The organism is Candidatus Thiodiazotropha sp. AKIB8 (genome assembly GCF_058244675.1).
The window spans coordinates 25,684-38,843 of record NZ_JBSYOO010000047.1; the positions used below are offsets into that span (position 1 = coordinate 25,684).

7 protein-coding genes are annotated in these 13,160 nt (G+C 47.5%); 1 reads left to right on the forward strand and 6 read right to left on the reverse strand.

Annotated features, from left to right (window positions below; genetic code table 11):
• Positions 1 to 315 precede the first annotated feature (315 nt).
• Complete coding sequence (locus tag AC4IFB_RS16395) at positions 316 to 516, forward strand: hypothetical protein (RefSeq protein ID WP_490775838.1); 201 nt, start codon at positions 316 to 318, stop codon at positions 514 to 516.
• Positions 517 to 850: 334 nt separating this feature from the next.
• On the opposite strand, the gene AC4IFB_RS16400 is transcribed toward AC4IFB_RS16395, so the two are convergent.
• From AC4IFB_RS16400 to AC4IFB_RS16425, 6 genes are all read right to left on the reverse strand, one after another.
• Positions 851 to 4,606 carry a translocation/assembly module TamB domain-containing protein gene (locus tag AC4IFB_RS16400; RefSeq protein ID WP_490780741.1) on the reverse strand — a complete coding sequence of 1,252 codons (3,756 nt, stop codon included), beginning with the start codon at positions 4,604 to 4,606 and terminating at the stop codon, positions 851 to 853.
• The gene (locus AC4IFB_RS16405; RefSeq protein WP_490780742.1) at positions 4,603 to 6,327 is read right to left on the reverse strand and encodes an autotransporter assembly complex protein TamA; all 1,725 of its coding nucleotides are present in this window, start codon (positions 6,325 to 6,327) and stop codon (positions 4,603 to 4,605) included. The genes AC4IFB_RS16400 and AC4IFB_RS16405 overlap by 4 nt, the downstream gene beginning before the upstream one ends.
• A 380-nt stretch (positions 6,328 to 6,707) precedes the next feature.
• A complete protein-coding gene (locus AC4IFB_RS16410) occupies positions 6,708 to 10,346 on the reverse strand; it encodes an EAL domain-containing protein (protein WP_490780743.1) in 3,639 nt (1,212 codons plus the stop codon).
• A 169-nt stretch (positions 10,347 to 10,515) separates the two neighbouring features.
• Positions 10,516 to 11,820, reverse strand: a complete 1,305-nt coding sequence (locus AC4IFB_RS16415) for a type II toxin-antitoxin system HipA family toxin (RefSeq protein WP_490780744.1) — start codon at positions 11,818 to 11,820, stop codon at positions 10,516 to 10,518.
• Positions 11,821 to 12,174, reverse strand: coding sequence for a helix-turn-helix domain-containing protein (locus AC4IFB_RS16420; RefSeq protein WP_490780745.1), 354 nt, complete (start codon positions 12,172 to 12,174; stop codon positions 11,821 to 11,823). It abuts the gene before it with no gap.
• Between the two features lie 133 nt (positions 12,175 to 12,307).
• Positions 12,308 to 13,057 carry a helix-turn-helix domain-containing protein gene (locus AC4IFB_RS16425; RefSeq protein WP_490775844.1) on the reverse strand — a complete coding sequence of 250 codons (750 nt, stop codon included), beginning with the start codon at positions 13,055 to 13,057 and terminating at the stop codon, positions 12,308 to 12,310.
• Between the last annotated feature and the right edge of the window lie 103 nt (positions 13,058 to 13,160).

Genomic DNA, 13,160 nt, shown 5'->3' on the forward strand with positions numbered 1-13,160 from the left:
GACCAATTTCCATCGAAAACCTTCATTTTCTTCTATTGAAAATCAAAAAAATCCTAATTTTGGTTGTCACAAAAGTAAACATTGGTCGGAAATTGCCGATCTATATATTGAGTCACCAAGGCCGCTACCCATCTCGGAGTAACCACCTGAAACTCAAGTACTTATAAGTTTTACTAATGCGATGACATGTTGTTTTTGGCCAAATTTGTTAACTAGTGTCGCATTTTAGTCAAATAGCCCGAAATTGTAGTTGTAATCTACTGTTATTGTGCTAATTTTTTAGTTGTAAACACGCAACATACTGAGATCACCGATATGACTGGACTCTACAAATCAAAGATCTGCCAGGAGTGCCCCCACCTGGTTATCAGCGGAACCGCATGTGATTGGCAACCCCATGAATGCCCCATCCAGAAAGAGAAGATGCAGCGCCAGAAAAAGACCAAGGCAAAGGCCTTTTTCCTGACTAATCTTCTGATTGCTGACGATTTTGACGCTGTTCGCAGCAGTAATTGAATCAGATTACTGACAGTTCACCAGGGCCTGTTAACAGGCCCTGGATGACTGGAATTTGAAACCTTGTCATCCGGTCGAGTTCTCAGCAGAGCCTGCCACTACGCTTCAGTTGTTGATTTAGCGGTCTTCTGCGCGCCCTCATAAGAGCAGCAGACAACCTCACCTGCCCCGAATTCAGCGCCTCAAGTTGCGCAAATCCCACAACACATCCACATCACCTGAACAGACGACAGGAATATTCAGGTATATGATGCTGCCAACCTTGAGTATCTACCGCCATCAAACTGCTCTATACATATAGAGTCACTATGCTCTTTCTGGCACTTCAAAAGAGTTAGCGCTCAAAGGTATAGAAAAAGTCACCAGCCTGGGTCTTACCTGTCTCTGCCTCCAGCTGCCAGCGATCAGTCAAGTCATAACGCAAACGCATTTTACTTTCAGAACTTGAGAGTTCGTTGATGTATTGCACATAGAGCTTTGGTGAAAGATAGGTACCTGCTACAAATGCCGCCTCTTCAAGGGTACTCCCAGTATCAAGCCTGAACTCTTCCAGACCAAAGCGCCGCCCCAGCTCCGAGGCAAGATTGCTGGCGCCACTGGCTTTCAACGCTGCAGCAAGCCCTACAGTTTGACCCGATGACTCCCCTGGGGGCCGGCCAGTCAATATGTAGGTCAAGACATCACTTTCAGACATTGCGGGTGTAGAGAAAAGATCCAAATTTGGCTTCTTCAGCGTTCCACTGACCCGCAATCCGGCTGTCACATCGTCGACTTCACGCACTGCTCGAACATTGATACCAGGATTATCAACTGGGCTGTCGGCAAACAGCGCATAGCCCCGTTCTATTTTAAGATCCTGCCCATAGGCCTGATAGACACCATCAACAACACCCAGACGGCCACGCCCTAACACTGGACGACCAGGCTCATCAATGATCAGTAGATTTCCTGTAAAGTTACCCCTTAGTCCGAAGCCATCGAAACTCACTCGCTTACCCAGTGAGAGTCGAATCTCAGCATTGAATGGCGCGTCATTTTTTGACTGATGTTTTTGTTCAACCTGTTTTACAACCATGTCAGAACTGACAGAGACTGCAGTCTGCGGTAATTCCCTTGGGCGCAGGCGTGCATAGGGCACTTTGATCTGTCCCTTCAATTCATCACCTTTTTGCTGATGAGTGAAGACGATATTCGGTGACAGCTGAACTTCAGCTTCAGGGATATCCACCGCCAGCCAATCCTTGCCAGAAATTTTGTATTCAGAAGGAAAGCCTTGAGCTGCATTGAGAAGGGTAGTTCCTTGCAGTGATAAACGCCCTTTTCCAGAGCTCACCTCACCTGTCACCTTCAACTTGTCCAGCTCCACAGCTTCTATCAGCAAGTTAATATCCCGTAGCTCGATACCCAACTCAGGTATATCACTGGCGCCCCCTGCGAGCTTAGCCCGCCCCTTTAACCGAGGCTCGGCAAGCATGCCAGCCAAATCAAAATCGATGGCCAGATTTCCGCTGCTGTTTTGTAGCTTGGGTAGCAGACTCGAAACCATCGTAAGATTTTCGATAGCGCCAGTGATTTTACCTTCCACAGGCTGAGTCTTCAGATCAAACTCTGGTAGTGTCAAACCCGGTAGTAAAAGCCGCCCGTTAATTCCGCCCAGATCCTGCAGAGGCATTTCTATAACAGCATTTGCACCGGTTTGATCCAGATTGGCAGTCAGTTTACTGCCTGAAAAGTCGACAATATGGTTCTGTTCGTCATAGATGAACTTCAACCCTGCTGTAGGAATAGTCATATTAACCAAACCCTGGATCTCACCATTCTCAGAACCGCTAAGACCAGCCTCCAACCTCAGATTTCCCTGTAGTGCAGTTTCATCGGGCAACCAACTCTGCAGGCTTTTAAGATCAAACTCAGTAAGCTCTATTTCTGCCTTCCAATCCTTACCACTTTGATTCACAAAACTTGTGCAAAGCCCGCCCTCACCCGAAACCAGGCAGATAGGTTTCAAATATTGTCTGGCACTGCCGAGTAGATATTCTGCCGGCTCTCTAAGCTGCCACGTTCCCAGCTCTGGAGAGTCAGCTATGAGTTGTTGCACCAACCCTTGCCAGCGTCCCTCGCCGTCCAATCCAGCAGTGGTGGCCAGTTCAATTTGTGGCACCCGATCTCCATTGATTGCCAGATTCAGTTTATGCTCAGGTAAGGTGCCATCTACTTCAAGCTTCAAACTATCCCATTGCTTCCCTTCAGCAACTAATCCAGCCCCATCCAATAAAATATTAACCGGCTGCTTACCTGCCAAGTTCAAATCGATCACAGCGTCAATTTTTTCTATACCAAAGGTCTGAAAGGCTATCTCCCTGGCCTTAAGGTTTAGTGCTAATGCAGGGGTTTCACTCTCTCCACTTAACTTACCTTCAGCATTCAGTACACCAGACAGCCCAGGCCAGAAACCGGCCAGGTCGGGGGCCGTAATCGACCAGTCCAATGCCAACTTATCCCCTACCTCTCCTGTTGCATCAATCTGATTAGGACCAGAACTGAAGGATAAGGTCTCGACATCTGCAACCCCTTGTTGATATCGAATCTCTCCCTTCGCCTCAACAGGATAGTCTCGCAAGATGCCACTCATCTCTTTTATCAACAACACAGCTTGAGGCTGTTCATCGACTAGCGATCCATCACTCGACAATTCGAATGCCAGTTGTCCGGGAAAAGCCTGATGCACCAACCCAGGATTGAATCTCTCTCCATTCAAGGTCATCTGCCAAGTCACATCTGGTGACCAACCTACCCGTCCCCGACCTTCAATCCGACTCTCTTCATGAATCAGGGCCAGCTGCTCCAGAGCAAGTGCTGTCAGATCACCATTGCCCTGAGCATTAACATCGATCACCGGCAACCCTTCGCCTGCAATATCCATAGCAAGCTGATAGTCATAGTTGTCGAGTCTCCCCAGCAGGTTGAAACTACCCTGCTTACTACGAACCTCCGCTTGCTCTCCATTCAGTGGCCAACTTAATTGTTGCCACTTCATCTGCGCGGAGAGACCCTTATCCTGCAGACGATAGAGACCCTGAGCCTCAATCAACAGTGCCTGAGGATTGGTTAACTTCAGCGAAGATATATTGACCTGACCATCGCTATAGCGTGCGGCCACTTCACTGCTCAGCGCGCCTAAAGTGGGTTCATTCAATTGAATGCTACTATCCAGATCAGCCTGCTCAAGATCACCTTGAGCTGAGAGACTCCCCTTCACTACAGCCGGAAACCCTTGTGTAAATTTTGCCAACCTGATCTCTTCCAGTTTCCAGTTGGCCTGCCATGACAGCACCCCTAAAAGGTCGCGCAGATCGATATCGATGACACTTGTAAGCGGCGCTGCCAATTGCTGATGCAGTTGCAGCTTTTGTGCATCCCCCTGAATCTCACCCTCACCACTCACTACCGGGCCATCGGGGAGACGGTAGCGCCAGTCCAGATTCAATGACAGAGGTAAGGATTCATCCAACCCAAGAGATCCGTCCAGACTCAGCTGGGCAGATAATCCATCAAAGCTGAGCTCATCAACATGCAGACGATCACCTTCGGTGGCCGCCTTGAAATCGAGATGGTCGATGACAATCGGTTCAGCACCATCTGCTGATAAAACCTGGAAACTATCGCTGACAAACTGCTCAATTGTAATTCCCAGCAGCAAGCTCACACCCTCATAGGGCTCTGAGGTTGCTGCTGTCTCGGATTGAGATTCGGGAAGGGTTAACGTCGTATCACTCAACCCCAGCTCAATGATCTCAAGTCGCCCTTTAAATAGAGCAGAGGGACGCCAATCAAAGCTCAATCGATCATTTGTTATAACCAATCCATCACTTTGACGATAGGCCAGACCTTTAATCATTAGCGGCCCTGCCAGGCGCCCTTCCAGTTTGGTTACACTCAACTCACCTGGTACTACTTTTTGAAGCAGATCAAAAACACGGTGCGTACCCTCCTGACTGGAGCCAATATAGATCAGAAGAGAGAGTGTTAAGAGAAGGAGTAGACCCAGTAAGCCACCCAGAGCAAGCGCTATGCGCTTTATAACAATCATAACTCTGGCCCCACGACGACATGCAATCGCCACTGACGCTCTTCCCCAACACTACCGGAGGCGACATCAAACCGTACCGGGCCGACAGGTGAATGCCAGCGTATTCCGAAACCTACACCGTACGCAGTTTCAGAGTCATAATCAGGATCATAGGCATTACCAAAATCAACAAATAGGGCACCACTCCAACTATCACTGATTCGCCGGTCCAACTCTAAGCCGCCTACCGCCAGATAGCGGCCACCCACCACATCTCCCGACTCATTTTCAGGCCCAAGATCCTCATAACCAAAGCCACGCACGGTATTGTCACCACCGGCAAAAAACCGTTTACTCGGTGGCAACTCAGTCAGATCTTCGGTCCAGGTTGCTCCCAGCTCAATCCGACTCAAAAGTCGCCAATCCTTACTTCCAAATCCATCGATAAACTTACCGCTGGCATAGAGCTGAAAATAGCTGGCAGTCGACAATACCGCATCAGAAGCCCCTTCAATGCGGAAGTTTAAACGTTTGCCACGATGAATCCGGGTTTTGCTGTCCCGCTTAATACGTAACCAGTCGATACTGGGTACAAGCAATCGTGCAGTATCCTCCTGCTCACCGATCTTAAAATCCTCATAGGAGTATTCCAAACCGAGACTGCGCCGCCAGCCTCGATCAAGGCTTATTGAATGAGTGGCATTGAGTAGTGCACGATCCCCTTGGTTGGTATCTGAATTGGAGTGCTCAAGGGAGGCGCCAAAGCGGATATAATCCACAGTCGGCCGTTCTAGAGGAATGACATATTCACTGCTCAGACTACCGATCGGTTCTGAAATCAGAAACTCTGTGCGCATTCGATGTCCATTGCGCCCAACCCGCCGGTTTTTCCAATCCAGCTTCAGCCTCGGCCCGGTATCTGTCGAGTAACCCAAACCGATTCTGTATCTGTTACGTTTGTTAGGTTTCAGATCGATATCGATCGGCACTCTGTCACCGCTTATCTGATCCCGGCGACTGACCACTTCGACCCGCTTGAAATACTCACTATCGATCAATTGCCCTTGCAGATTCAGCAATGCATCCTGGCTGAACGGATCTCCAGAATTGAAGGGAACATACCTGGCAAGGAATTCAGGATCCATGATTTTCTGATTGAATCGCACCTCCCCAAACCTCAACTTCGCCCCGGTATCCAGATGCAATTTAATCGTAGCCGAATTACTCTCCAGATCTACCAGAATCTGGTGATGAGTATATTTAGCGTCGAGGTAACCACGTTGAATGGTCTCAGAGAGTAAGTTCTGTTTCGCCGCATCATAGTCGCTTTGATTCAAAACCATATCGGATTGAAGTGGAAACCCTTCAGTTATTTTGAGATCCTGACTTCCTTCCCCAAACACCTGAAAATCGATTTCGACTATTTTCATCGGGGCACCGGGCTGGACTTCATAGGTTGCCACAAAACCATGATCTTGCTTCGTCAGACTGCTGCTTATGCTCGGTTGAAAATAACCATAGGGCTGCAGCGCCTGACGAATCTCATTTTCTGCTTTGTTATGCAACAACCTGAGCCTGGCTTCATTCAGGGACTTCCGTGATCTCTCCTGCTCCACAGATAGGTAAACAAGCACGTTTTCCTCAAGATCCGATGCCAACCCCTTAACATTGACCTGCACCTCCAAACCAAATACCGGAAAGGAGATCAATAGCACCATCGGTATAAGAATAGATCGCAACATATACATCGCTAATGAACTTACTGGGAAAACCCTACGAAAAAACTGTGGAAAGAGTGATGTGACCTGCCTGGAGACCAACACACCATCGCTCTCAATTGACTAAAATTCGATTAGTGTTATCAGGCCCTAGTGTGGTGCTTCATAGTAGTGTACCGCAAGGATGACTAGAGCATATCAATTAATATTATTAATCCGAAGCAAACAGCTTACATTCATAAACCTGCATGGCGCTCTACAGTAATATATCGGGCCATGAGCTATTAACTGAATGTAAGATACCCTTTCCGGGCAAGAGTTCCCGATATACCGGCAGAATTAAAGACCTTGTAAGTTCGCTCAATAAACTCAACCTAACCTACACTTTTATGTCTGGCTCTACATTATCCTTTTTTTACAGCATCTTTACTTTGAGCCCACCTCTCCTTCAATAATCTTGTTGTCTCTATGTCAGACAGTGGCCGCCCGAAGAGAAAACCCTGTGCTTCATCACACCCCTCATCTACCAGAAATGACCGCTGTTCATTGTTCTCAACCCCCTCGGCCAATACATTCAGGTTCAGGTTCTTTGCCATTGCGATAATTGCACGGGTAATGGCCGAGTCATCGGGATCATCCGGTACATCATGAATGAATGAGCGGTCAATCTTCAGACGAGTCAGAGGAAACCGCTTTAGATAGGCCAACGATGAGTAACCAGTTCCAAAATCATCAACTGCCAGCTCAGCACCAATATCTCTCAGCTTCTGCAGTATTGATACTGATAACTCAGGGTCTTTCATCAAGAAACCTTCAGTGACTTCAAATTCCAGCCATTCGGGATTACATTCAGTATCACTCAAAATCGTCGCAATAGAAGGCAATAAACTGCTACTGCCGATCTGTTTTACCGAAAGATTGACTGCCAGGCGGTGCGGGCGGATTCCCTCACGTTCCCATTCAGTCATCTGCTTACAGGCGATACGCATCACTTGCTCACCCAGTTGTATGATCAATCCGGTATCCTCCGCCAGCGGTATGAACCTTGAAGGTGCAACCATCCCCATATCCGGATGAACCCAGCGAACCAGCGCTTCAACACCTATAAGTCGCCCACTTGCTGTATTGAATTGCGGTTGATAGAAAACCACCAACTGATCCTCAGCCAATGCCCGCCGTAGACTTGATTCAAGAAAGATCCTTTCAAAAGCCTGTTCAGTCATATCAGCGGTATAGTATTGAAATGTATTCTTACCCTCGTCTTTGGCTTTATACATTGCAGCATCAGCATTACGCAGTAATGTATCAGCACTTTTACCATCCTGTGGATAGACGCTGATACCGATACTCGCAGTAAGGAAAAACTGATGGTTATTCGTTTCGAAGGGCAACTCCAGTGAAGCAATAATCTTTTGCGCCATACTTGCAGCATTCTGGGGTTTTTTCAGCCCCTCAGAGATAAATGTGAACTCATCCCCACCCAAACGGGCCAAGGTGTCCTCCTCACGCACACTCTTCTTGAATCGTTTCGCAACCTCCTTTAGCACCATATCACCGACTGCATGCCCGAGGCTGTCATTAATCTCTTTAAAACGATCCAGATCGACAAACAGTACCGCCATCTGCATGTCAGTGCGCTTTGCTTTACTGATAGCCTGCTTGAGACGCATCAGAAATAGCGCCCGGTTTGGTAGATTAGTGAGTGAATCATGGTGCGCTATATGCTGTAGATCATCCTTCTGCTGCTTCACCTCATCCAGTAGTTCCAGGTGTTCAGTAATATCTCTGGCGACTTCGATAACACCACGTAGTGTGCCGTCACTGTTCATAAGAGGTGATGCAATGACTTCAACTCTCACCAGCCTGGAATTTTCAACAGAAACAGGCCGGGTCAGGATCGCACTGGCAGGTTTGCCACTTTCCAAAACCTTGTGTACCGGACACTCCTGTATCTCATCACTCGTAGTTGGATGGGAGACATAGGGCAAATCAAAATAGTAACTGGGAAATTCACCCTCGACAGCAAAGCCTTTTAACAACTCCTTAACACTTCTATTCATTAACTGGATCTGAAAATCAGTGTCGATCACCATCACTGAATCGCTTATATTGTCTATAACTGTCTGTAAAAACTCTCTTTCACTATAGACCTGCTGCTCCATATTCAGGCGATCAGTAACATCATGAGTCAGTCCGAGATGCTCGATGACCCGACCATCTGCATCCATAATTGGAACAGCATGAGTTTCGAGCCAAACCTGCTTGCCCTTCAATGCTGTGAGACTGAATGTCAAAGAACTGCTCTGACCACTAAATACAGAAATATTCAGCTGCTTGAACGCTTTCTTATAAGGCTCATCAATCAACTCATAAATGAGGCTGCCAGAAAGCTGGTCAATCGAGTCAGCCTGGAGCATCTCCAGTCCCTTTGGATTTATACTGAGCAGATTACCATCAGCTCCGATGGTACTTACGCAGGCTGGTTGAGAATTCACCAGACGACGTAAATTTTGTTCCCCAGTACGTAATTCCGCCTCGAGATGTTTTCGCTCAGTGATATCTTCAACAAAAGCGATTGAACCTATAATACTGTTATCGTAGTGTCTCAGCGTGACCGCACTAAAATGTGTTGCAATGTTATGCCCATCTTTATGACGAACCGCTATATCATAACTACGCCACTCAGCCTCTTTTCTCTTACTGATCTGATCGATTAAAATCTGCCTGTTATCGTTATCGACAAAATCCATCGGCGTCTTGCCCAGCATCTCCTCTTTGTCATAACCCAGCAAATCTTGTAAGCGCGCATTGACATCCACAGTCTTACGTTCATGATCAATAAACCACATACCTTCGGGAGCAGCATCAAAGATTGTTCTGTAACGTCGCTCCTTTTCTGCAAGCTCAGCAGCACGCCTTCGCACCAAGCGTCGCAGACGAATATTCACCATGAGAAGAAGCAGCCCTAATATCACCAGGCAACCGATCAGCATTGTGATGTAGTGCTTTATCGACCAGCTCAACCAGTCAGGCACGGAAACTGTAGAGCTGTAGATCAAGCCTTCAATTGTGCTATTTGGACCTAATACTCCCAACTCAATAAAGATCGAATGGATATGATTCCACCGCTGTGGATTCATATAGCCTATCTCAACCAATAGGGGCTGTATCAACTGTTTTGATGCTTCCGCTTCATAGATCAGGTGCTCACGTGTCATACCCTGACTATTATATTTTTCAAAGATAAGATCGACCATCTCATCTCGGTGTGTCAATGCGTAGGCCCATCCTTTCAAGGTTGCCTTGCGGAACTCTTCGACCTGTCGAGGATTTTCTGATATTTGCTGTTCATTGGTGATCAGCACATCACCGTAGAAATCGATACCATAATCTTTTGGCTTGATATATCGGGGAACAACACCTGCCTTATTCAACAGATAACCCTGGTCGGTTTCATAAGCATTGAAGGCATCTGTTTTACCGATGATCAGTGACGCCGCATCAAAACTGCTAGGCAGTCTTATATAATCTTCCTTGGTCAGCCCGCCTCGCTTCAACATGGCATGTAGTGCAGCATCCTGAGTACCACTTCCCAGCATCACTCGTCTGCCAGCCAAGTCTGCTACTTTGTAAATACCTGAATCGGCTCTTACCAATAAGGCGTAGGGACTGTGTTGGTAGATCGCAGCCAACGCTACCACCGGATATCCTTTTGCACGATGGATCAAGGCATTAGCACCACTTACTGCATATTGCGCTTCCCCTTCAAGCAGTTCTTTGATCGGCGACCTCCCTTGATGCTCTCGTATCTCCACATCAAGCCCGATCTCTTCATAGAAACCCTTTTCCCTGGCCGCGTAATAGCCGGCAAATTGAAATTGATGCTTCCATTTCAGTTGCAGAACCACCTTTTCGCTGGCCAGATTGCTATTTATCCTGGTTTCACTACTGAGAGCTGGGGCGCAATATACCAATAGAACAAGCACCAGGCCTGTAATCAGCATATCTCCCAAAGGGGTTAAATGTCGCAAGAGTGTGCGCATGGAATCAATTATCGGCTGTTATTGAGTAGCCTTTAACCTGGGAATCTATTATCGACGGAACAGCCAATCTCTTGGTGCTGAACAGAGTAACGAGCAATCGACTGTGGAGTCTGAAGAAAATCGACTTTTCTGATCAAATTCAGACATAAAGGTTGCCTGCTCAAACAGCTTAAAAAATCTCCAAACGAAGCGTGCGCGCGATTTTCTCCTCTATTCCGCTTGGCACTCCGGCCTCATCAGCATAGACCTTCCAGCGGCTAACCACATCCCTTACCAGGGTCAATATCTCATCTGCAACTCCGCGCTTCATAGAGACAGACTGAGCACAAGACTTAAAATCATCTCGTGAAAATCTATCCCGCTTTCCATTCAGACTCATCTGATGAACTCCGGTCCAGAGACCATCCGGGTTATAACTGTAGGTCAGATCATAGGCCGGCGAGAGCGACCACTCTCCTTTTTTGTTCATCAGAAAGGCGATATTTTTCACATGGTCGTCCTGGTTTCTGGCAACCACATTGAACACCATTCTCATGAACTGCTGCTCGATGGATGCCATCGGCAGGTCCAGCTGCCGCATCACCTGCAACGACTGCTCATAGCTGTAGGCCCCAGCCATATTGAAGTCGTAATGGGCTAACGCACCAAGAGACTGCATATGCATTTTTTCACCACTATCCAAGCGATCAAATCGTTTGGTCATAAAGTGTCGGCGTCCATTTTCTTCCAACAACCGGGATTCGCTGATTTCGATACCGCAATCTCTGGCCATCTGATAGTAGGCATATTCGACAGCACCGTAACCTTGGGGGTCCGCCAGCTCTTTGTCCCGATTGCCACTTACCCCATCGAACTTAAGCAGCCAATATTCAAAACCCTGTGGCGCTTTGACCTGCCCTGATCGGACTTCACTGGTTTGAGGGTTCCAGGCAATGATCGCCTTTGCCCTGGCACCACCAGCTGAAGTACCCACCTGCAGAATATCGTGTAACACCTGTGACTTATCCGAGGCATTGAAGTTGACCTGCAAGTCACCTCGACTCACAAGCACCTTTGAGGCTAAATCAACCAGCTTATCGATCTCGATACGACTCGATTGTTTATCTGCCACTCCAATGACAGGCACAAATTCCAACGCCCCCATACCCCGACTTCCGGTATAGCAGAGCCGCTCCACTGCATTAAAATCGTCGCCAGAGCGCCCCTGCAACGTCAACCAGGCATCGATCAAAGCATTACCAAATCGATCTGGCAGCACGTCTGCCAGCAGACCAGGCAACCCATGAAAAGTCTGACGGGATAGTTGAGGAAAGCGATAGATACGGTTAGAGAGGGGCATATGCAATGGAGATATCTCAATACCACTCTGAGCGAAGGCGGAGTCATATTCAAAATTTGCTATCACTTCACCATCACCGATAGAGACAGCGCCTATGGTTCTCCCCCACATCCTCACTTCCGCTACAATCCCCATCTACTCTCCCCAGCTCCATGGCTCCTCAACAGTTTTCTTGGTTTTGCCTGAACTGGCCCTCTTTCTGGTCTTGCCTTTTCGCCGCAACAGATCCATCGGTCGTTCTGCAGGCTCAGGAATCATTAGATCCAACCCTTGCAGCAAGCCAAGTACACGCATTACCCTGACCATATTCGACATCTGTGCCGAAGCCCCCGCCTCGATACGCTCCACAGTGCGCTTCGCCACACCGGCCTGTTCAGCCAAGTCTGACTGAGTCAGACCCTGCTCAAGTCGTAGCTGGGCAAACCTGAGTCCAATCTCGCTCAGTAACGCCTGATCACTTAGTAAGTCTGTAATTTTCATAATCGTCATAATTTACGAGTTACTATCCATATAGAGAATAATATCGTCATTTATTACGACTACAAGAAATTTAATATCAAATACGTCAAATTTGGCGAGATATTTTGATTATCAGCTATAATTCGTCTGTTTTGACGATTAGTTAACGTAATTTGTGCTGCTTTTTGAATTGATTGAACAACCCATAACGCCAGGGACGCATCGCCATTACGACCGTTGTACCCTCCCGATCCTGCAAGGGTAGAGAAGCATCACTACTGGAGAGCTCGTCAAACTCCTTGGCCAGACGCGCCATCCTACGCTGAAAAACATCAAATGAGCTTGATGCCAACATACCGTTGACCACAATCAGCTCTTCTCTTGATTGGTTAAATCGGGAACCAAAAAAATCTGATTGGAGCCTCTCAAGAAAAAACTGCTGAATAGGTCCATTTTCCAGCCATTTGAAACGAGGTGAGACCAGTAGCTTCAGACGATTATTGGGCAGCAGCTCGATCATCTTCAGTCTGTCCAGACGAGTCAGCTGTCGGATGCAGTCCACCTCAGACAACTCGAAGTAGTCGACAATCTCATCCAGCGTCCAGCGATTCAACACACATACCGCGACAAGCAGCAGTTCCAGGTCGGCAACAATCTCACGCTCCTGCTCCAGGGTAAGCGCTGAGATCTGCGCTGAAGCCTCCTCATTGAGCATCCTCGTCAAGTCCGTAATCTCCATCTCCATCAACTGACAGATCTGATCCAGGCGCTGAAGTGTAATGCGTTTCTGAGAGAAGAGACGTTTCACACTCGCCTCGGATAGATTCAGATGGCGAGCAGTATCCGCATAAGTCAGACCATGAGCCTTAAGGCTCTTTTTCAGGGCTTCTATAAGTTGAGATGTTTGTGCCATGGAATAGAATTTTAGGTCATGGTATTAAATTTTGATACCATTAGGTTAGTGTAATACAACTTCTACTTTTTTCGTAGTACGTAAGGATACGCTGATCTAAGCT

What these genes read in the sequence shown, in the direction of transcription:
- AC4IFB_RS16405 (WP_490780742.1), bottom strand. Translation starts at nt 6,327, where the DNA reads ATGTTGCGATCTATTCTTATACCGATGGTGCTATTGATCTCCTTTCCG.
- AC4IFB_RS16415 (WP_490780744.1), bottom strand. Translation starts at nt 11,820, where the DNA reads ATGGGGATTGTAGCGGAAGTGAGGATGTGGGGGAGAACCATAGGCGCT.
- AC4IFB_RS16420 (WP_490780745.1), bottom strand. Translation starts at nt 12,174, where the DNA reads ATGACGATTATGAAAATTACAGACTTACTAAGTGATCAGGCGTTACTG.
- AC4IFB_RS16400 (WP_490780741.1), bottom strand. Translation starts at nt 4,606, where the DNA reads ATGATTGTTATAAAGCGCATAGCGCTTGCTCTGGGTGGCTTACTGGGT.
- AC4IFB_RS16410 (WP_490780743.1), bottom strand. Translation starts at nt 10,346, where the DNA reads ATGCGCACACTCTTGCGACATTTAACCCCTTTGGGAGATATGCTGATT.
- AC4IFB_RS16425 (WP_490775844.1), bottom strand. Translation starts at nt 13,057, where the DNA reads ATGGCACAAACATCTCAACTTATAGAAGCCCTGAAAAAGAGCCTTAAG.
- AC4IFB_RS16395 (WP_490775838.1), top strand. Translation starts at nt 316, where the DNA reads ATGACTGGACTCTACAAATCAAAGATCTGCCAGGAGTGCCCCCACCTG.